General features: G+C 35.7%; 21 protein-coding genes. 15 read left to right on the top strand and 6 right to left on the bottom strand.

Annotated features, from left to right (window positions below; all coding sequences use genetic code 11):
- Positions 1-13 precede the first annotated feature (13 nt).
- The 4 genes from ACX5JI_RS05035 to ACX5JI_RS05050 all read left to right on the top strand — a co-directional run bounded on the left by ACX5JI_RS05035 (position 14) and on the right by ACX5JI_RS05050 (position 4,349).
- A complete protein-coding gene (locus ACX5JI_RS05035) occupies positions 14-832 on the top strand; it encodes an ABC transporter ATP-binding protein (RefSeq protein ID WP_459499969.1) in 819 nt (272 codons plus the stop codon).
- 24 nt (positions 833-856) lie between these two features.
- Positions 857-1,678, top strand: a complete 822-nt coding sequence (locus tag ACX5JI_RS05040) for an alpha/beta hydrolase (RefSeq protein WP_459499970.1) — start codon at positions 857-859, stop codon at positions 1,676-1,678.
- Between the two features lie 458 nt (positions 1,679-2,136).
- Complete coding sequence (locus ACX5JI_RS05045) at positions 2,137-3,813, top strand: esterase/lipase family protein (RefSeq protein WP_459499971.1); 1,677 nt, start codon at positions 2,137-2,139, stop codon at positions 3,811-3,813.
- A gap of 230 nt (positions 3,814-4,043) precedes the next feature.
- Complete coding sequence (locus ACX5JI_RS05050) at positions 4,044-4,349, top strand: metal-sensing transcriptional repressor (protein ID WP_459499972.1); 306 nt, start codon at positions 4,044-4,046, stop codon at positions 4,347-4,349.
- 126 nt (positions 4,350-4,475) lie between these two features.
- Here the strand turns inward: ACX5JI_RS05050 and hbs are convergent, their stop codons facing one another.
- Positions 4,476-4,748: a non-specific DNA-binding protein Hbs gene (gene hbs / locus ACX5JI_RS05055; RefSeq protein ID WP_459499973.1), complete on the bottom strand. Its 273-nt coding sequence runs from the start codon at positions 4,746-4,748 to the stop codon at positions 4,476-4,478.
- A gap of 239 nt (positions 4,749-4,987) precedes the next feature.
- Between hbs and ACX5JI_RS05060 the strand changes: the two genes are divergently transcribed.
- From ACX5JI_RS05060 to ACX5JI_RS05085, 6 genes are all read left to right on the top strand, one after another.
- Entirely contained in the window at positions 4,988-6,205 is a 1,218-nt protein-coding gene (locus tag ACX5JI_RS05060; protein WP_459499974.1) for an amidohydrolase, read from the top strand.
- 294 nt (positions 6,206-6,499) lie between these two features.
- Positions 6,500-7,894, top strand: a complete 1,395-nt coding sequence (locus ACX5JI_RS05065) for an amino acid permease (RefSeq protein WP_459499975.1) — start codon at positions 6,500-6,502, stop codon at positions 7,892-7,894.
- A 132-nt stretch (positions 7,895-8,026) separates the two neighbouring features.
- Positions 8,027-8,365: a hypothetical protein gene (locus tag ACX5JI_RS05070; RefSeq protein ID WP_459499976.1), complete on the top strand. Its 339-nt coding sequence runs from the start codon at positions 8,027-8,029 to the stop codon at positions 8,363-8,365.
- 315 nt (positions 8,366-8,680) lie between these two features.
- Complete coding sequence (locus ACX5JI_RS05075) at positions 8,681-9,223, top strand: DUF420 domain-containing protein (RefSeq protein WP_459499977.1); 543 nt, start codon at positions 8,681-8,683, stop codon at positions 9,221-9,223.
- A gap of 207 nt (positions 9,224-9,430) precedes the next feature.
- On the top strand, positions 9,431-10,594 hold the full coding sequence (locus ACX5JI_RS05080; protein ID WP_459499978.1) for an iron-containing alcohol dehydrogenase: 1,164 nt from the start codon (positions 9,431-9,433) through the stop codon (positions 10,592-10,594).
- Between the two features lie 378 nt (positions 10,595-10,972).
- A complete protein-coding gene (locus ACX5JI_RS05085) occupies positions 10,973-11,905 on the top strand; it encodes an SH3 domain-containing protein (RefSeq protein ID WP_459499979.1) in 933 nt (310 codons plus the stop codon).
- A gap of 85 nt (positions 11,906-11,990) precedes the next feature.
- Here ACX5JI_RS05085 and ACX5JI_RS05090 read toward each other — a convergent pair whose 3' ends face one another.
- Complete coding sequence (locus tag ACX5JI_RS05090; RefSeq protein WP_459499980.1) at positions 11,991-12,233, bottom strand: hypothetical protein; 243 nt, start codon at positions 12,231-12,233, stop codon at positions 11,991-11,993.
- A 391-nt stretch (positions 12,234-12,624) separates the two neighbouring features.
- Here ACX5JI_RS05090 and miaA point away from each other — a divergent pair, with 391 nt between their 5' ends.
- Together miaA and hfq are read left to right on the top strand one after the other, a co-directional pair.
- Positions 12,625-13,575, top strand: coding sequence for a tRNA (adenosine(37)-N6)-dimethylallyltransferase MiaA (gene miaA, locus ACX5JI_RS05095; RefSeq protein ID WP_459499981.1), 951 nt, complete (start codon positions 12,625-12,627; stop codon positions 13,573-13,575).
- 25 nt (positions 13,576-13,600) lie between these two features.
- Complete coding sequence (gene hfq, locus ACX5JI_RS05100; protein WP_000813896.1) at positions 13,601-13,825, top strand: RNA chaperone Hfq; 225 nt, start codon at positions 13,601-13,603, stop codon at positions 13,823-13,825.
- A 92-nt stretch (positions 13,826-13,917) separates the two neighbouring features.
- On the opposite strand, the gene ACX5JI_RS05105 is transcribed toward hfq, so the two are convergent.
- A complete protein-coding gene (locus ACX5JI_RS05105; RefSeq protein WP_459499982.1) occupies positions 13,918-14,880 on the bottom strand; it encodes a tyrosine-type recombinase/integrase in 963 nt (320 codons plus the stop codon).
- 117 nt (positions 14,881-14,997) lie between these two features.
- Here ACX5JI_RS05105 and spoVK point away from each other — a divergent pair, with 117 nt between their 5' ends.
- On the top strand, positions 14,998-15,954 hold the full coding sequence (gene spoVK / locus ACX5JI_RS05110) for a stage V sporulation protein K (RefSeq protein WP_459499983.1): 957 nt from the start codon (positions 14,998-15,000) through the stop codon (positions 15,952-15,954).
- Between the two features lie 41 nt (positions 15,955-15,995).
- Here the strand turns inward: spoVK and ACX5JI_RS05115 are convergent, their stop codons facing one another.
- The 3 genes from ACX5JI_RS05115 to ACX5JI_RS05125 form a co-directional block, all read right to left on the bottom strand.
- The gene (locus ACX5JI_RS05115) at positions 15,996-16,130 is read right to left on the bottom strand and encodes a hypothetical protein (RefSeq protein ID WP_459499984.1); all 135 of its coding nucleotides are present in this window, start codon (positions 16,128-16,130) and stop codon (positions 15,996-15,998) included.
- 12 nt (positions 16,131-16,142) lie between these two features.
- Positions 16,143-16,280, bottom strand: a complete 138-nt coding sequence (locus ACX5JI_RS05120) for a hypothetical protein (protein WP_459499985.1) — start codon at positions 16,278-16,280, stop codon at positions 16,143-16,145.
- A 99-nt stretch (positions 16,281-16,379) separates the two neighbouring features.
- Positions 16,380-17,003 (bottom strand): trimeric intracellular cation channel family protein, encoded by a 624-nt coding sequence (locus ACX5JI_RS05125; protein ID WP_459499986.1) that lies wholly within the window; start codon positions 17,001-17,003, stop codon positions 16,380-16,382.
- Positions 17,004-17,095: 92 nt separating this feature from the next.
- On the opposite strand from ACX5JI_RS05125, the gene hflX reads away from it, so the two are divergent.
- Both hflX and ACX5JI_RS05135 read left to right on the top strand, forming a co-directional pair.
- Positions 17,096-18,373, top strand: a complete 1,278-nt coding sequence (hflX, locus tag ACX5JI_RS05130; RefSeq protein ID WP_459500285.1) for a GTPase HflX — start codon at positions 17,096-17,098, stop codon at positions 18,371-18,373.
- A complete protein-coding gene (locus ACX5JI_RS05135) occupies positions 18,366-19,637 on the top strand; it encodes a methionine gamma-lyase family protein (protein ID WP_459499987.1) in 1,272 nt (423 codons plus the stop codon). The genes hflX and ACX5JI_RS05135 overlap by 8 nt, the downstream gene beginning before the upstream one ends.
- Positions 19,638-19,724 lie beyond the last annotated feature (87 nt).

Below are 19,724 nucleotides of genomic sequence, written 5' to 3' on the forward strand. Positions count from 1 at the left end.
GGAGTGAGAGAAAGTGAATGTTCTAAGCGCTGAAAATTTAGAAACAAGTTATGAAAAGTTTACTGTTTTTCGTGATTTGAATGTAGAAATCAAAAAAGGAAAAGTTACTACAATTATTGGTCCAAACGGTTGTGGGAAATCAACGTTATTAAAAACTATGGGCCGGATTTTAAAACAGAAAAGCGGTAAAGTATATTTACAAGGACAGGATTTAAATAAGATTTCTACAAAGGAAATTGCAAAACAGCTAGCTTTACTTCCGCAAAATCCAATTGCACCAACAGAGCTTAAGGTGGAAGAATTGGTTTCATATGGGCGTTATCCACATCGAAATAATGTGAATAAAATATCATCTAAAGATAAAGAAATAATTGATTGGGCGTTGGATATTACGAAAACATCAGCCTTTCGCACTCGTCAAATTGGAAATTTATCAGGGGGACAAAGACAAAAAGTATGGCTCGCTATGGCTTTAGCGCAGGAAACGGAAGTTTTATTATTAGATGAGCCAACTACATACCTTGATATGTCCCATCAATTGGAAGTCCTGCAAATTGTTGAACAATTAAATAAAAATCATAACTGCACAGTCGTTATGGTTTTACATGATATTAATCATGCGGCACGATTTTCAGATGAGATTATCGCAATGAAAGATGGGGAAATTATTACAACAGGAAGCCCAGTAGAAATTATCACAAACGAAGTGTTAAAAAGTGTCTTTCATATTGATGCACGCGTTATGATAGATCCGTATAATGGTGCTCCTGTATGCTTTGGATATGATAGTGTCTTTCAAGAAGATCATGAGGAATTATATGTAACGAGTTAAGAAGAGAAAGAGAGGGGGGATTATATGAACACAAGTATTGAAAAAAAAGATGTTGCCATTTACGGTACAGAGCAATGGAAGATCCATTCGAAAAAAGGGAACCGTGAATATCAAATTTATATTTCAAAGCCAAAGCAACCTGCACCAGATGGTGGATATCCTGTGATTTATGTATTAGACGGGAATGCATTCTTTCAAACATTTCAAGAGGCTATCAAGATTCAATCGGTAAGAGCTGAAAAAACAGGAGTTGCACCATCTATTATTATTGGTGTTGGTTATCCGATAGAAGGAACTTTTGCAGCTGCTGAAAGATGCTATGATTTTACACCTTCGTCCGCTTCAGTAGATGCGCCGCCAAAACCAGATGGAAAGCCGTGGCCAAAGTCGGGAGGGGCAAGTGAGTTTCTAGCATTTATTCAAGATGAATTGAAGCCGCAAATTGAACAGACGTTTGAGATTAATAGGGAAAAACAAACGATATTTGGACATTCACTTGGTGGATTGTTTGCTTTACATGTATTGTTTACAAATATAAACGCCTTTCAAAATTATTTCATCAGTAGTCCGTCTATTTGGTGGAATAACCAGTCTGTTCTTGAGAAGGAAGCGGAGTTTATCAATGAACTGAGTAAAGCTAATTCTGAAATCGGAGTCTTTCTTACAGTAGGGTCACTCGAAAGAGAGCATATGGTTTTAGATACAAACGCATTAGCGAAGCGTTTATCAAATTTACAGCATAGCAGTTTACGATTTGCTTTTTATGAAGCTGATGGAGAAAACCACGCATCTGTAATACCGACTACTTTAAGTAGGGCATTACGGTTTGTCAGCAATTCAGTCTAATATTGAATAGAATACTGGCAAAGTTCATTTAGTAAGTTGATGTGTGCTTGTGTATACATTACTAGAGTTAAGACTATATAAAAAAGGTAAGCGAGTGCTTACCTTTTTTATATGAAACAATACCGACGTTATATTTTATTATTGTAGTAAGAGGTATTTCCGTTAACGGATGATAAGTAATTTTTCATTTATTAATCTATGTAACTATTCAAGTTAATATCACATTCTAATTATTTATAATATTAACATATTTAGAGTTTTTTGTTATTATAAAAGAGTAGTTGATGGAAAATTAGGTGTATTAAAAAAATACGAGAGGTGGTGTACTACTTAGCCATGTTTTATTTGTATGAAGAAGTCTATTTGTGTTCTTGATAAAGAACATAAATGACATATGTAATGGGATTTTTATTTTAATAGATATCTTTAACAATTATAAAAGAAAGGTTGTTAGTATAGTGAAAAAAAATAGAATTCGAAGGTTTATGTTAGCAACGGCAACAGCTAGTGTTATGTTATTTGGAAATGCAGCACCTATATGGGCAGGGAGTACGACTGCAGGAAGTGATGAATATTATACGGATCTTAGTGTTTATAAAGGAACGGTCGGGGGAATTCCAGTTCCAAAAGCAATGCTAAATGAAGGTGTTCCTACAAAACCAGGAACTTGGTTATTGGGAGCAACTCCAGAAAGTGTAGATATAAATAAACCTCCAATTGTATTTGTACAGGGGCTCCACTGTACAGCTCGTGAATGGTGGGCGGATACTACATACTATGGACATAATGATATGTATGAAAGGGCATATAAAGCTGGATATCGCACAGCGTTTGTTCAACTATATGATGCAGCGGGAGCAAATCAAGCAGCTAACAATTGGGATAATGGAGCGATGTTAGCGGATTTATTAAAAAAAATATATGATCACTTTGGAGAAAAAGTAAACATTGTAGCTCATAGTAAAGGCGGAATTGATACACAAACAGCAATTGTTTATAACAACGCTCATTCTTATGTAAATGAAGTAGTCACTCTTTCCTCACCATTACATGGTTCTAATTTAGCGGATTTAGTATACAGTACTGAGGCAGGGTGGTTGGCTAAACTACTAGGGAAAAGAGATGCTGGTACGGAATCTTTACAAACAGGAAACATGAAACGATTTCGTGAAATAACAGATAAAAATGAGAACGTTTACAAAAATACGTATTATACAGCTGGTGGTAATAATTGGGGTCCTTCTCTTAAAGCATTATGGTTTGGAGGAGCATACCTTTCACAATATGGGGACAATGATGGTTTAGTAAACGTATGGAGTACGCGTCTTCCATATGGAAAAGAACTATTTGTCGACAATCTAGATCACGATGCAATCCATCATGGTTCAAAAGTTTTTAACAAAATTGAACCTGTTTTAAGAAGTACAGAGAAGGTACCAGATTTAGCGTTAACTAAAAAAGCGCTATTGGCAACACCAGATGTTCAGAAAATAATAGAAAAGCCAGTAGAACAAGTGGTTGCTGGTGGAGCATTAACAGCTAATAAAGAAATAGAAAAAAGTATTTATGTAGATTCTAATGTAAAACAGTCTGTATTTAATATTTTAACAAAAGAAAAAAATACAAATGTGACCCTTATTTCACCTTCAAACAAAGTATATAATAAAAAAAGTACAGAATTTATCTTTTCGCAAATGCAAGATTTTCTTCAAGGAGCTTACTCAAAGGGATTTTTCATTGATAATCCTGAAAAAGGGGAATGGAAAATTAAAATTGTTAGCTCATCAACAGATGCATATTTTATGTTTACTAACTTTATAGGTTCATCTACTGTATCTATAGACGTGGATCAAACAGTTAAAACAAATCAAGATATTCCATTAAAAGTAAAAATAATGGATTTGGAACAATTAGATATGAACTCGGTAGATGTGCAAGTGAAGACTATTACTATGAGTAACCAAGAAACGATTCAACAACAGGGGATAAAGCAAGAAAATGGTACGTTTATTAATCGTATTCAAACCCCTTCACAAGCTGATAACCTCAATGTAACAATTGCAATTAAAGGAAAAACAAAAGATGGAGAGGCATTTGAAAGAACGGAAATTCAAACAATTAATGTCTCAAAATAAATTAATAGAATAAGTTGTTTGATAAGGAGTAAGCTATCAAAATCCCTATACTTTTCCGGTATAGGGATTTTGATTATAAGGTATAAAAACAGAGAATAACAAATATAGTGGTATTTATTATTAGGTTCTTATACAAAGTACCCTCGCGTGCGAGTTTAATGCTATAATTGATATACTTGGAGAAGGTATTGTTACATTTAGATGAGGATAAACTGTAAGAAGGTGATAAAATGAATCATAATGAAACGGAAGTAGTTACTACTCATAGATCTGATAAAGAAAAAGAACAAATTATGAATCGATTAAAGAGAATTGAAGGGCAAGTACGTGGTATCCAGAATATGGTTGAAAATGATCGTTATTGTGTTGATATTTTAGTTCAGATTTCAGCTATTAATGCAGCAATGAAGAAAGTTGGTATGGGCATACTTAAAAACCATACAAATCATTGTGTTTCTAGTGCCATTAAAGAAGGAAATGGTGATGAGGCAATTGACGAGTTAATGAAAGTGTTTGAACGGTTCTCAAAAGCGTGATCAGACAAGTTAGGCCCTATACTAGCTTGTTTTTTTATTCGCTATAGGATCCGTTTCAACAAGTAGAGAGTAGAAGCAGTGAAACATAAAGATAGCCTTCTCATTTATGAGAAGGCTATCTTTTCATTATTTTACTGCTTCTTTTAGTTCTTTACCAGCTTTAAAAGCAGGTACTTTAGAAGCTGCGATTTGCATTTCTTCACCTGTTTGTGGGTTACGGCCTGTACGAGCAGCTCTTTCACGAACTTCAAATGTACCGAATCCGATAAGTTGTACTTTTTCACCAGCAGCTAAAGTGTTAGTGATAGATTCTACTACAGTTTGTACAACTACACTAGCTTCTTTTTGAGAAATTTCAGCTGTTTGTGCTACGTTTTTAATTAATTCTGTTTTATTCATAACTTCACCTCATATGTAAATAATGCTATTTAAGTTGTTATTATAACGTATAAAATCTCTGAGAACAAGTGTACGCAGAAAATTGGTGAGAAATATGGTAACTATTCTTCTTTTATTTTTTCACAGTAATGTAACATAACTAGAATTAAATGATCAATGGAAAGTTATTTTTCATTGATTAAAAACAGAATGTTTTGTAAATTTTATTTAAAGCGTTCAAAAAAGAAAGGGGAATTACGATGATAGAGACATGGCATAAAGAGTTGGAAGGGTTTTACGAGCAAATGGTTTTATGGCGGAGAAATTTTCATCAATATCCAGAGTTAGCGTTTAAAGAAGTAGAGACACCTAAAAAAATAGTTGAGATTTTAAAAAGTTTTCATATTGATGTGAAAACTGATGTAGGAGGAAGAGGAGTAGTTGGGATAATTGAAGGGGGAAAGCCTGGGAAAACAATAGCGTTACGTGCTGATTTTGATGCACTTCCTATTCAAGATGAGAAACAAGTTTCATATAAATCAAAGGTTCCTGGGGTCATGCATGCTTGCGGACACGATGGACATACAGCGACACTATTAGGAGTGGCGAAAGTTTTGAGTGATAATCGGGAGCAACTTTCTGGAAAAGTGGTTTTCATTTATCAGCATGCGGAAGAAAAAGAACCCGGCGGCGCCATTGCAATGATTGAGGATGGTTGTTTAGAAGGGGTGGATGTTATTTTCGGTACACATTTATCCTCACAAATGCCTATAGGCGTTGTTGGTGCAAAAGCTGGTGCAATGATGGCGGCAGCTGATACTTTTGAAGTGAAGATTCAAGGTCAAGGTGGGCACGGAGGAATGCCGCATCATACTGTAGATGCAATTATTGTTGCAACACAAGTTATTAATCAATTGCAACTTTTAGTGAGCAGAAAAGTAGATCCATTACAATCAGCTGTATTAACAGTTGGTACATTCCATGCTGGTCAGGCAGATAATATTATAGCGGATACAGCGACGTTTACAGGAACAATTCGGACGCTTGATCCTGAAGTGAGGGATTATATAGAAGTAGAATTCACAAGGATAGTTGAATGGATTTGTCATTCACTTCATGCTGAAGTCACTATTCAATATAAACGTGGTTATCCAATATTAATAAATCATTTAGAGGAAACGAGTTACTTTATGGAGATTGCAGAACGCGACCTTGGAAGAGAAAGAGTCATTGAGGTGCCACCGATTATGGGTGGTGAAGATTTTGCATATTACTTAGAACATGTTCCGGGAGCATTTTTCTTTACAGGTGCAGGTAATGAAGAAGTAGGAGCGACATATCCACATCATCACCCTCAGTTTGATTTTGATGAACGTGCGATGGTAGTTGGCGGGAAGTTAATTTTAAGTCTTGTAAATGGTTATTTGAGAGCTGGAGAAGGGTTCCTTTATGAAATGAATATGAATAGAACAAAGTAATTTATACAAATAAAAAACAACAATAGGTCGTACAAAGTAACCTATTGATGTTTTTTATTATTTTTCGGGGGGGGGGATAGTATCCAAATATGTTCTAAAGAAGCTATAACTTTTTCAATAATTGTTTTGAAATAAAGAAAAACTAGTAAACCTGATGTAATAATTTATGTAGGAGAGTATTTTATAATTGTTAAATTCAGAATATTTTGATATATTTGAGGTGCAGGACAAGATTTTTTGCATAACACTCTTACATAAATTTCAAAATCAAATTTGGAAGGGGATGTACGTGAGTTGAATAAAAATCTCAAGAAGGACTTACAAATACGTCACATTACAATGATCTCAATTGGTGGCGTAATTGGAGCTGGTTTGTTTGTTGGAAGTGGTGCAGTTGTTCATTCAGCGGGACCAGGTTCTATCGTTTCATATGCATTAGCAGGACTTCTAGTTATTTTTGTAATGAGGATGTTAGGAGAAATGGCGGCCATTAACCCAACGAGTGGTTCTTTTGCGACATATGCACGTGAAGCAATTGGTCCATGGGCAGGGTATACAATCGGATGGTTATATTGGTTTTTCTGGGTAATTGTTATTGCAATAGAAGCTACAGCAGGCGCTGGCATTATCCAATATTGGATTCCGCAAATTCCACTTTGGTTTTTAAGTTTAATATTAACGATATTATTAACGTTGACGAACATTTTTTCGGTGAAATCATTTGGAGAGTTTGAATATTGGTTTTCTTTTATTAAAGTAGTTAGTATCGTCCTGTTCCTTTGTCTTGGTCTTGCTGTTATTTTGGGGCTTGTACCAGGAACGGAAGCACCTGGTACTTCAAATTTAGTTGGCCAAGGTGGGTTTATGCCAAATGGTATCAGTTCGGTGTTGCTTGGTATAACAGTCGTCATATTTTCATTTATGGGATCAGAGATTGTCGCAGTAGCAGCTGGTGAGTCTGCAGAGCCTGTTAAAGCAGTGAAAACAGCAACAAATAGCGTGATCTGGCGTATTCTCGTATTTTTCATTGGATCTATAGCGGTAGTTGTTACGCTCCTCCCGTGGAATTCAGCAAATATATTAAAAAGTCCATTTGTAGCGGTACTTGAACATATAGGTATCCCTGCCGCAGCACAAATTATGAATTTTATCGTTTTAACAGCTGTACTTTCTTGCTTAAATTCAGGGTTATATACAAATTCAAGAATGCTTTTTTCCATGGCGGAAAGAGGAGATGCTCCAAAAACTTTTCTAAAGTTAAACAGTAGTGGAGTTCCTGTTCGTGCTGTTTTATTTGGTACTTTTTTTGCTTATATAGGCGTTGTGTTTAGTTACATATCACCAGATAAAGTGTTTTTATTTTTAGTGAATGCATCTGGAGGGATTGCGCTACTCGTTTATCTTGTTATAGCAGTTTCTCATTTGAAAATGCGTAAGAAGATGGGAGAAGTAGAACAAAAAGATTTAAAAGTGAAAATGTGGCTGTTTCCGATTTTAACCTATGTTACAATTGCGGGGATTTCAGCAGTTCTCATTGCGATGTTTATAATTGAATCATTACGATCACAAGCACTATTAACGATGCTTGTTACAGTCCTTATTATATTTTCTTATTTTCTTTTTAATAGAAAGAAAAATAGTTCAGTTTTAAGTCTTAAAAATAAGAATGAAGAATCACTTCGAGTTTAATTTCTTATTTACGAAGAAAACTACATCCAATCATTACTAGAAAGGCTTCATATATAAGTAGCGAAGAAGTAATTACTATTGCCATAGTGAATATGAACTTTTTTCTTGACTTTTTATACGAAGGCGAGCAAAATGATAACAAAGGAAGGGGGGATGACGATGGAAGAGTACGTATTAGAGCTTTATAATCTGTTATATACGACGGACTGGCAAGATTTTGTTTCCTTTCTAGGGATATTATTTTGTATGAAAATTGTAATCGTATATATGGAAGAACAAGGTATGTTCTATTCCGTCTCATCTCCGTTCGAATTGCAACGAGAGCCGTTGCCAAACTATGCCAATATAAATTGCGAACAAATTCCTTTTGTTACCCTCTTTATGATTCGTTTTATAACAGCGATCGTAAAGAAAAAGGAAAGCGATGAAGAAGAGTGCCGCCCGACTTGTAATGTAGCGTATTGTTTATAAGCTAAATACAAGGAGGAGAATAATATGTGGTTTCGTTTTCTTATGATTGGTTTCTTTTCATTAACAGCAATTTCTTTAATGGGATATCAAGTAACAGAGATTTTTCAAGCATATAGTGATATGTTTTCTAACAAAAACTAAACGAATTGCTATTTCAATAATAAACCGATAAAATCCTTCTTAAGAAATATAATTAAGGAGGATTTTTTTTGTTTATTACTACTGTGTCAAAGTATTGTCACATTTACACTATGAATAATATGTTAAAATAGTGAGGTTCATTATACATATGTAGAAGAAAAAGGAGTGAACAATTTGGTAAATCAATCAACAAATCAGAAAAGCTATGCTCCTATTGTGATAACGCTTTCTGTAATTGTCAATGCGATTATTTTATTTTTGTTTTTTGGGCCTGTTGGATACAAAGGAGAAGTACATTTTGATGTAACAATTTTGCCAATGTTAAATGCAATCTTTAATAGCTTTACATTTGTATTTTTACTTGCAGCATTGTTTTCTATTATTAAGAAAAATGTGAAAATGCACCGAGGTTTTATTCTTGCGGCATTTACAACAACATTGCTATTTTGTGTCTCATATTTAACGTACCATTACTTAGCACCAGCAACGCATTTTGGTGGAGAAGGGATTATTAAGTATGTGTACTTCATTATTTTAATTACACATATTTTACTTGCAGCAATTATTGTTCCACTAGCTTTGTTCGCACTCGTATATGGTTTTACAAATCAACTAACTCGCCATCGTAAGATTGTTCGTTGGACGATGCCAATTTGGTTATACGTAAGTCTTTCTGGTGTTATTGTTTATTTAATGATTTCACCGTATTATCAATAAAAACTTTCAGCCTTTTAGGCTGGGAGTTTTTTTATTTTACTATCACAGGTTCTAAAGCTCCGCAATGTAAGATGTAAAGGATTTTAAGTGGTGGGAGCATAACTTGAGCTCGTAGAAATTTTTTTTGCGAAGCAAATGTTTTTGTGAAATGAAAAAAATGTGTTATACAAAAGTATAGTAACTTTTATATTGGAAGGATGGGAAAGCATGCAAAACTTCGTATTTCGTAATCCAACAAAGCTAGTTTTTGGGAAAGGTCAATTAGAACAATTAAAGACAGAGATCCCTCAGTACGGGAAAAAGGTTCTTCTCGTATATGGCGGGGGGAGTATTAAACGAAATGGTATATACGATAATATAATCTCTATCTTAAAAGAAATTGATGCAGAAATTTTTGAGTTAACAGGTGTTGAACCCAACCCACGTTTATCTACTGTGAACAAGGGGATTCGAATTTGTAAAGAAAACGATATTGAATTTATTTTAGCTGTCGGTGGTGGAAGTGTCATTGATTGTACGAAAGCGATTGCGGCCGGTAGTAAATACGATGGTGATGTATGGGACATTGTGACAAAGAAAGCATTTGCAAGTGAAGCTTTACCGTTTGGTACAGTACTAACCCTTGCAGCGACAGGTTCTGAGATGAATGCAGGATCTGTTATTACAAATTGGGAAACGAAGGAAAAGTATGGATGGGGTAGTCCTGTTACGTTCCCGCAATTTTCCATTTTAGATCCGGTGCACACAGTTTCTGTACCAAGAAATCAAACTATTTATGGTATGGTTGACATTATGTCGCATGTATTAGAACAATATTTCCATCAAGGTTCAAATACAGAATTACAAGATCGCTATTGTGAATCTATTTTAAAAACAGTCATTGAAACAGCACCGAAACTTTTAAGTGATTTGGAAAGCTATGAGCATCGAGAAACCATTTTATATTCTGGAACAATGGCGCTAAATGGTATTTTAGCAATGGGTGTTCGCGGTGATTGGGCAACGCATAATATTGAGCACGCCGTTTCAGCTGTGTATGATATTCCGCATGGTGGTGGCTTAGCGATTTTATTCCCGAATTGGATGAAGCATGTTTTAGATGAAAATGTAGATCGCTTTAAAAAATTTGCGGTGCGTGTATTTAATATAGAAGCAAACGGAAAAACGGATAAGGAAATTGCAGTAGAAGGTATCGAAGCGTTGCGAAGCTTCTGGACATCTATTGAAGCACCGTCTCGCCTAGCTGATTATGAAATCGGGGAAGAGCAAATTGATGTAATGGCGGAAAAAGCGATGGTGTATGGTGAATTCGGTCATTTTAAGAAATTAAATAAAGCAGATGTAGTAGCGATTTATAGAGCTTCATTGTAAAAAACAATGTAAAAAACCTTCTTGGTATGTATCAAGAAGGTTTTTTTAGTTTTAGTGTCAGTTATATATGATTAAAATGCAAAAGATTCATTACATAAAAAGACATAATGTAACGGGAATTTGTAATGTTTCGGTGTTTTTTTGTAACAAAATAGTAATACTGTTACTTTTATTTCCAAAAAATATTTATGATAGAAAGAGAAAATCCCTATTAAAACTCCTAAAGTTACGTATAGGGACTAGTTTTTTATGCTCGATTTTATGTTACAAATCATTAATGATGTGTTACGAATCGTTTGTAATTGTGTGATATCCTAAATTTCGTAAAAAACTGTTGCTATAATGAGGTCACGAAAACAAAGCGAATGGAGGCTATTCATGAAAAAATTAATTGGTATAGCAACGGCAGCGGTTTTTGGTCTTGGGATTTTCACTGCTTCTGCAAAAGCGGAAACTGTTGTAACGACAGAGGTATTAAATGTAAGAGAAAACCCAACTACTGAATCAAAAGTTGTAGGGAAAGTATTAAATGGTTATAAATTAGATGTAACAAATACAGAAAACGGATGGTCAAAAATCAAATTAGATGGTAAAGACGTATTCGTAAGTGCAAATTTCACAAAAAGCATCTATTACGTAACAGCAAACGTATTAAACGTACGTGCTGAAGCGAACACAAACTCAGAAATTCTTGGTACGCTTAAGAAGGACGATACGATTGAAACAACGAACCAAGTACAAAATGGGTGGTTACAATTTGAATATAACGGGAAAACCGCATACGTTCATGTTCCGTTCTTAACAGGTACAGCACCTGTTATTGAAAAACAAGAAACACCTGCGCCTGCAAAAGCAGAAGTACCTGCTAAAACTGAAAAATCAGCAAAAGCGGAAGCGCCTGCTAAAACTGAAACACCCGCAAAAGCAGAAGCGCCGGTAGCACAAGAAAAACCAGCTGCTAAGCCTGTAGAAAAACCGGCTGAAAAAAACGCTCCTTCTGGTGGTCGTGAGCTAACAGTTGTAGCTACAGCGTATACAGCTAACCCGAGTGAAAACGGTGGTACATACGGTGGCCGTGTATTAACTGCAACGGGTCATGATTTAACGGCAAACCCAAACATGAAGATGCTCGCTGTTGACCCGAAAGTGATTCCATTAGGATCAAAAGTATGGGTAGAAGGATATGGGGAAGCAATCGCTGGGGACACTGGCGGTGCAATTAAAGGGAATCGTATCGACGTTCTAGTTGGCTCTGATTCAGCTGCTGAAAACTGGGGACGTAAAACTGTTAAAGTGAAAATTTTAAATTAATCTATTGTAAATAAATCCAGTTTTCAAAGGTTGAGTACTGATCTATTAGGCTGTTGGGAGATTTCCTAACAGCCATTTTTGTAATTTAAAATGGGTATACAGTTCGGCCTGTAATAATCTTATATGCACTGGAAAATTGGTTTTGTGCATACTGTCTAGTGGGTTCCTCTAAAACTTGGTTGTTGAATAATGTATGGAAGGAACGTAGTAAGCAGCTTAAAGCGAAATATAATTCTTCTTGTGAGCAGTTCTTTTCTTTTAATGCTGTCGCTAAAATGAGTTCTTCTGTTAATGTGGAAAAATTAATAGTAGCTTGTCCAGTGTTCATTATATCCTCTCCAATTCTATTTTTTATCATGTATATGTACCGATGGACAAACTATGTCAATTTTATCCCGCTATTTGCAGGTAGTAAGACTTTCGCCTCAAAATTTAGTGAGAGAAAGGAAGTTATGTGGAAGATTAAACTGCCCGTAAAAGCCTGATTCGTGAGGGTTAATAATCAGTGGGGATAAAGAAAATCCCCGCTGATTAAAGTTTCAACTTATCGCGTTATTTGGGGCGCAGTCTCTCGTTTTAAGATGCAGAGAGGATTATAGTATGTTATTTTTTAGAATTTCATTTACCGAATTGAAAGAACTTGCATTATAGCTACTAAAATTGGTAAGATTGGGTATAATAATTAGATGGATCAGATTACATAAAGAGAGTTGAAGCATATGGGAGAACTGCAACGTGAAAAAGTTGCTGTCATCATCGGACCAACTGCGGTGGGAAAGACAAAGTTAAGTATTGATCTTGCGAAATCATTAAATGGTGAAATTATTAGCGGGGATTCGATGCAAATTTATCGTACGATGGATATTGGGACAGCAAAGGTGACGCCAGAAGAAATGGAAGGAATTCCGCATTACATGATTGATATTAAAAATCCAGAAGATTCATTTTCTGTGGTGGAATTTCAAGAACTTGTTCGAGGGCATATTCAAGAAATTACAGAACGCGGGAAACTACCGATTATTGTTGGTGGGACGGGTCTTTATATACAATCAGTTTTATATGACTATCAGTTTACAGAGGAAGCTGGAGACCCTGTGTATCGAGAGGGATTGGAAAAACTAGCGATAGAGCATGGTGTCGAATATGTACATAAGAAACTGCAAGAGGTAGATCCAGAAAGTGCGCATCGTATTCATGCGAATAATGTAAGGCGTGTCATTCGTGCTCTAGAAATTTTTCATACGACAGGGCAGAAGATGAGTGATCAACTTGAAAAGCAGGAAAATGAGTTGTTATATGATGTTTCGTTAATCGGCTTGACTATGGATCGTGAAATGTTATATGATCGCATCAACTTGCGTGTTGATCTTATGGTTGAACAAGGGTTGTTGCAAGAAGTAAATGCTTTATATGAGAAGGGAATCCAAGATTGCCAATCCATTCAAGCGATTGGGTACAAAGAATTATATAGTTATTTTGAAGGATGTGTTTCGCTAGAAGAAGCGATCATGCAGTTGAAAACGAATTCACGTCGCTATGCAAAACGTCAACTAACATGGTTCCGTAACAAAATGGATGTGACATGGTTTGATGTGACCGACGGTGAAAAAACAACAGAAATTTTGCAGTACATAGAAGGAAAGCTACAACAAAAGTCGAATAATAAGTAAGTAGAGAAAAAGAGGAGGATTCGACATGAAGCAATCAATCAATATTCAAGATCAGTTTTTAAATCAACTCCGTAAAGAAAATACGTTTGTGACGCTGTACTTATTAAACGGTTTCCAGCTTCGTGGGTTAATTAAAGGTTTTGATAACTTTACAGTTTTATTGGAAACAGAAGGTAAGCAACAGCTTATTTATAAACATGCTATTTCTACATTTGTTCCACAAAAGAACGTTTCAATTGAATTAGAATAGAAATATACATAGTAAAAAAGAGCGAGAAACTCGCTCTTTTTTTATCATTAGTAGATGTAAGTTGAATATAAAAAAGAGTAAAAAACGCCTATTCATAAGGCGTTTTCTTTTTGGTGTGCATATTGATAATATCTTTTTAAGGAAATTTTTGATTTAAAACCGACACGTTTCATAATTTCTTGTTCAGGAATGTGCTGTTCGATTAATCGTAAAATAAAGGTGTTTCGAAAATGTTGACTAGAAATACCTTTTCGTAGATTTGCCCTAGCTACCTCAAGACGAATCATTTTTTGAACTGCTATTTCTGTTAGTGCTTTTGGGGCATCATTTTCGTATACCCACCGATATGTGTTACGGTTGAAATCAAATGCTACAAATAGTGGGTCATCACTATGGTATTTTGGACGAACTGGCTCAGGGATTTTTTTATAATAATGATATAGTTGTTGTTTGTCGTTATGAGTTAAATAGATGGTTCTTTCAACGCCTGCAACAGCTGGAATAGAAATCGTATTTGTTTCAAAATGAATGTGATGCATATTTAATGATACAAGTTCTTGTAAGGATAGGCCGTAGTCAATAAGTAAATTCACGATAGAAATATTACGGTCCATGAGTAATGGTCGAACTGGGAGCTGTTTTTCTGATAATCCTTCTAATGAGGTCAAGATATGTTTTAAGCGTTTTTCATCGTTTTTTGAAATGAAATCTTCATCACGTAACGAGCGATTTGGTTGGATAACGAGTTCCATGTCCTTTAATGGATTTGGGATGTTTAAAAAATGATATAGTCTATTTAAGACAATAAATACACGGTGCATTGTTTTTTCGGAGTAATGGCGTTTTTGTTTTAAATCGGAAAAATAATCTTCATAGTCTTTTGTACAAAGTGTAGCCCATATATTACTAGAGGAAAGTTTTTTATTTTTTTCTAGCCAATGTCCGAAATCTTCAATATCATAGACGTAACGTTTAATGGTTGAAGGTTTACGACCTTTGTTTAATAAAAAGGCCGAGAAAGCTTGTACCGTATCATGAAGTTTTTTAGTTTCCATATTCCCACCACTCTTTTTCTTTATATTATAGCAAAATTTTTCTGAAAATAGTTATTTATAAGGGAAATGGAAATATTAATAATATGATTTGTTGAGTCGATAAAAAGAGGTGGTTGTATGGAACAATCGATGCGAAAGAAAAATAATAATCAAATTAATATCGTGTTAAATCACCGAAAAAAAATTTCAGTACCTGCTTCAGAAAATAAATCGGTAATTTCAAGTGAAACATCTATAAAGCATGAAATGTTACAACGAATTGAAGAGGAAATGGGTAAACTTGTTGGAATGGAAGATATAAAAAAAATAATAAAAGAAATTTATGCATGGATTTTTGTGAATAAGAAAAGACAAGAAATGGGATTGAAGTCAGAAAAACAAGTGCTTCATATGTTATTTAAAGGAAATCCAGGAACAGGGAAAACAACTGTTGCGAGAATGATTGGGAAATTGTTATTTGAGATGAATATTTTATCAAAAGGGCACTTGGTTGAAGCGGAACGTGCGGATCTTGTGGGAGAATACATTGGGCATACAGCACAAAAAACAAGAGATTTAATTAAAAAAGCTATGGGGGGAATATTGTTCATTGATGAGGCGTATTCACTGGCGCGTGGTGGAGAGAAGGATTTTGGAAAAGAAGCGATTGATACGCTAGTCAAACATATGGAAGATAAACAACATGGATTTGTTTTAATTTTAGCGGGATATTCAAGAGAGATGAATCATTTTCTTTCTTTAAATCCAGGTCTACAATCGCGTTTTCCATTTATTATTGAGTTTGCTGATTATACGGTAAATCAGCTACTCGAAATTGGTAAGAGAATGTATGATGAACGAGAATATCAGTTATCAAAAGAGGCGGAGTGGAAATTTCGTGATCATTTACATGCGGTGAAATATTCGTCGCAAATTACATCATTTAGTAATGGACGTTATGTCCGAAATATTGTTGAGAAATCCATTCGTACACAAGCGATGCGCTTACTACAAGAGGATGCGTATGATAAGTATGATTTAATTGGGATATCAAGTAGTGATTTAACGCTTGAAGAAGAGACGCACAGTTCATAAGCTGTGCGTTTGTTTTGTCTGGAAGAGAAATCCATTACGTTCTATTTTGTATTTTTGGTTTTTGCTCGTTGTTCTAATTTGCTTTTGGGGCTTTGATCGCCAACATCTGATGCAAGTCCTTGTGGATTAACACTACTACTTTGGCCGCGATTGCGGTTGTTGTTTCCTTTTGCCATTCTTTATCACCTCTATTCTTCTTTGGCTTTTTGTTGATATGCTCTATGATAATGTTCCATTTTTTTGCTTTTTTCATGAGCGGATTTTGGATCATAGCTAATTTGATTTACTGAGCTTTTTTGAGCTCCTTTGTTTACGTGGTTTGTCATTATATTCACCTCGCTTTAAAATTTAGTATGGACATTATAGACAGAAAAACACGTGAGAAAAGAAAAATCCCTTTACGATATGTAAAGGGATAAAATGAACTATTTATGAAGAGAACGCTCTTTATTGTCTAAGCGTCTGTGTGGTAAATGCCAGTTGTAATGAATAGAAATCATACGGAAGCAGACAATTAAAGTGAATAAAATGTACAAAGCCCAATCGCTAACAACGATTTCGGCACCGATTAGAAAACCTGCTAAAATCGTCCAAAATGCATATACTTCGGCGCGAAGGACAAGAGGTTTACGACGTGCTAATAAATCGCGAATGATACCGCCGCCAATTCCTGTTAAAACAGATGCGACAATTGTAGCGCTAATAGGTAAGTTAAGCTTTTGTGCGTAAAGTGCCCCTTGCACAGCGAATGCTGATAAGCCGATTGCATCTGTGATGTTTTCCCAACGTTTCCAATGTTTAATTAATTTATTCGGAAATAGAAAAATAGTTGTCATTGATAAAAGTGCGATTTCAAATAACATGTCTTGTTGCCAAAACGCTACGATTGGATAACCGATTAATAAGTTACGAATGGCACCTCCCCCAAATGCGGTCGCCATTCCTAAAATGTATACCCCGAAGATATCGTAATCTTCTTCCATTGCGACAATAGCTCCGCTTAATGCGAAGGCGATTGTACCGATGATGCTAAAAATCTCCCATGCCATGAATTTTCTCCCCCGCTAACTAGATGAAATGTGCTTCCTCTGCTATTATATTAGAAGGTTTAAATTTCGAAAAGGATGAGTGAATATATTTGATGGAAGAAAAAGAAAAAGTCATATTAGTTGGCTGTCAATTGCCGCAAGATGACGATGAACGGTTTATGCATTCCATGAAAGAGCTTGCGTCGCTCGCAAAGACAGCGCGGGCAGAAGTATTGATATCTACAACGCAAAAACGTCCGAAATTTCATCCTGCTACATATATAGGTAAGGGGAAATTAGAAGAACTTGCAGCGCTGACAGAAGAGTTAGAACCGGCTGTTATTATATTTAATAATGAGTTAACACCTAGCCAAATTCGTAATTTATCTTCGGTATTAGATGCAAGGGTAATTGATCGAACGCAACTCATATTAGATATTTTTGCACAGCGTGCGAAATCAAGAGAAGGTAAACTTCAAGTGGAATTAGCTCAGCTGCGATACACGATGCCGCGTCTTATGGGACAGGGACTGGCGCTATCGCGACTTGGGGGTGGTATTGGTACGAGGGGGCCTGGTGAGACGAAGTTAGAAACAGATCGTCGTCATATTCGCTCGCGTATTGATGAAATTAAAAAACAACTAGAAGTTGTGGTGGAGCACCGGAAAAGATACCGTGAGCGCCGGAAGGATAATAAAGTATTTCAAGTTGCGTTAATCGGATATACAAATGCTGGGAAATCGACGTTATTTAACAGATTGACAGAAGCGGATACGTTTGAAGAAAATTTGTTGTTTGCAACGTTAGATCCAACGACAAGAAAGATGCAATTACCTTGTGGATACACAGTGCTATTAACTGATACGGTAGGTTTTATTCAAGATTTACCAACGTCGTTAGTTGCTGCGTTTCGTTCTACGCTGGAAGAAGCAGGGGAAGCGGATGTAATTTTACATGTCGTTGATGCTGCAGATCCGAATTATGTAGGTCACGAACAGACGGTGACAAAATTACTACAAGACCTTGAAATTGATCATATTCCAATTATTACAGTTTACAATAAAAAGGATAAACTACATCAAAATTTTATTCCGTTTCCAAAAAGTAATTTTCTTATGACGAGTGCATTTGAAGAAGTAGATTTAACCAAGTTGAAAGAATCGGTAGAAATGAAGATGATGGAAGAAATGGCATCGTATAAGGTGATGATCCCTCCAAGTGAAGGTAGGTTACTTACACTTTTAAAAACAGAAACGGTGTTAACTGAAATGGAATTCAAAGAAGATGAGTTTTTATATGAGTGTACAGGTTATATATTTGCCCATTCGCCGCTGAATGGACAGTTAAAGAGATTTTTAGTGGAAAAAGGAGAAGAGAATAAAAATGTTTGATCGTCTGAAAAATGGAGAAAGAATTGCTCCTATTGTAAAAGAAGTAGAAGAACAAATTACAGGTGTACATAAACGCATTGATGAGGTAATTGACAGTAATCAATTCCGTGTATTAGAAAGTTTTCGAAACCATAAAATTAGTGACTCGCACTTTATTCCAACGACAGGGTATGGCTATGATGACATCGGTCGTGACACGTTAGAAAAAGTGTATGCTGATGTATTCGGAGCAGAGGCGGGTCTTGTGCGTCCGCAAATTATTTCAGGCACACACGCCATTTCAACAGCTTTATTTGGTGTTTTACGCCCTGGTGATGAGTTGTTATATATAACAGGGAAACCATATGATACGTTAGAAGAAATTGTTGGTGTGCGCGGCAAAGGCGTTGGTTCTTTCAAAGAATATAACATTGGTTACAATGCTGTACCGTTAACAGAAGAAGGAAGAGTTGATTTTGAAGCTGTAGAAGCAGCAATTCATGAAAATACGAAAATGATCGGAATTCAGCGTTCAAAAGGATATGCAACTCGTCCGTCATTTACAATTGCGGAAATTAAAGAGATGATCTCATTTGTAAAAGAGATTAAATCAGATGTTGTTGTATTTGTTGATAACTGCTACGGAGAATTTGTGGAAGAATTAGAGCCGTGTCATGTTGGTGCAGATTTAATGGCGGGATCTCTAATTAAAAATCCAGGTGGCGGCATTGTAAAAACGGGTGGTTATATTGTTGGGAAAGAGCAATACGTAGAAGCTTGTGCGTATCGCTTAACGTCTCCGGGCATTGGGGCAGAAGCGGGTGCTTCTTTATATAGCTTACAAGAAATGTATCAAGGTTTCTTCTTAGCTCCTCATGTTGCTGGTCAAGCTTTAAAAGGAGCTGTCTTTACAGCGGCATTTTTAGAGAAGTTAGGAATGAATACATCGCCAACTTGGAACGCTGCAAGAACAGATTTGATTCAGTCTGTTCAATTTGATGACAAAGAGCGCATGGTTGCGTTTTGTCAAGCGATTCAATATGCATCTCCAATTAATTCGCACTTTACACCGTATCCAAATTATATGCCAGGTTATGAAGATGATGTCATTATGGCTGCGGGTACGTTCATTCAAGGTGCAAGTATTGAGCTATCGGCAGATGGACCAATTCGTCCCCCGTATGTGGCTTATGTACAAGGTGGACTAACGTATTCTCATGTGAAGATTGCGATTTGTTCTGCAATTGATGCATTAATTGAAAAGAATTTATTAACAATTTCGTAAGAGGGGAGCTGTCGATTTCGACAGCTTTTTTGTATAAGAAGAAGGTATTTTTGCTATTTTAAAAAGGAATGAAAAAATTTATAAAAA

The sequence above is a fragment of the Bacillus sp. C1 genome, from assembly GCF_054570475.1.

Excerpts from the sequence above, each read along its gene's own strand:
- miaA (WP_459499981.1), top strand. The coding sequence starts at position 12,625 with ATGGGAGAACTGCAACGTGAAAAAGTTGCTGTCATCATCGGACCAACT.
- spoVK (WP_459499983.1), top strand. The coding sequence starts at position 14,998 with ATGGAACAATCGATGCGAAAGAAAAATAATAATCAAATTAATATCGTG.
- ACX5JI_RS05080 (WP_459499978.1), top strand. The coding sequence starts at position 9,431 with ATGCAAAACTTCGTATTTCGTAATCCAACAAAGCTAGTTTTTGGGAAA.
- ACX5JI_RS05050 (WP_459499972.1), top strand. The coding sequence starts at position 4,044 with ATGAATCATAATGAAACGGAAGTAGTTACTACTCATAGATCTGATAAA.
- ACX5JI_RS05135 (WP_459499987.1), top strand. The coding sequence starts at position 18,366 with ATGTTTGATCGTCTGAAAAATGGAGAAAGAATTGCTCCTATTGTAAAA.
- ACX5JI_RS05085 (WP_459499979.1), top strand. The coding sequence starts at position 10,973 with ATGAAAAAATTAATTGGTATAGCAACGGCAGCGGTTTTTGGTCTTGGG.
- hbs (WP_459499973.1), bottom strand. The coding sequence starts at position 4,748 with ATGAATAAAACAGAATTAATTAAAAACGTAGCACAAACAGCTGAAATT.
- hfq (WP_000813896.1), top strand. The coding sequence starts at position 13,601 with ATGAAGCAATCAATCAATATTCAAGATCAGTTTTTAAATCAACTCCGT.
- ACX5JI_RS05125 (WP_459499986.1), bottom strand. The coding sequence starts at position 17,003 with ATGGCATGGGAGATTTTTAGCATCATCGGTACAATCGCCTTCGCATTA.
- ACX5JI_RS05115 (WP_459499984.1), bottom strand. The coding sequence starts at position 16,130 with ATGGCAAAAGGAAACAACAACCGCAATCGCGGCCAAAGTAGTAGTGTT.
- ACX5JI_RS05060 (WP_459499974.1), top strand. The coding sequence starts at position 4,988 with ATGATAGAGACATGGCATAAAGAGTTGGAAGGGTTTTACGAGCAAATG.
- hflX (WP_459500285.1), top strand. The coding sequence starts at position 17,096 with ATGGAAGAAAAAGAAAAAGTCATATTAGTTGGCTGTCAATTGCCGCAA.
- ACX5JI_RS05040 (WP_459499970.1), top strand. The coding sequence starts at position 857 with ATGAACACAAGTATTGAAAAAAAAGATGTTGCCATTTACGGTACAGAG.
- ACX5JI_RS05070 (WP_459499976.1), top strand. The coding sequence starts at position 8,027 with ATGATAACAAAGGAAGGGGGGATGACGATGGAAGAGTACGTATTAGAG.
- ACX5JI_RS05120 (WP_459499985.1), bottom strand. The coding sequence starts at position 16,280 with ATGACAAACCACGTAAACAAAGGAGCTCAAAAAAGCTCAGTAAATCAA.
- ACX5JI_RS05105 (WP_459499982.1), bottom strand. The coding sequence starts at position 14,880 with ATGGAAACTAAAAAACTTCATGATACGGTACAAGCTTTCTCGGCCTTT.
- ACX5JI_RS05090 (WP_459499980.1), bottom strand. The coding sequence starts at position 12,233 with ATGAACACTGGACAAGCTACTATTAATTTTTCCACATTAACAGAAGAA.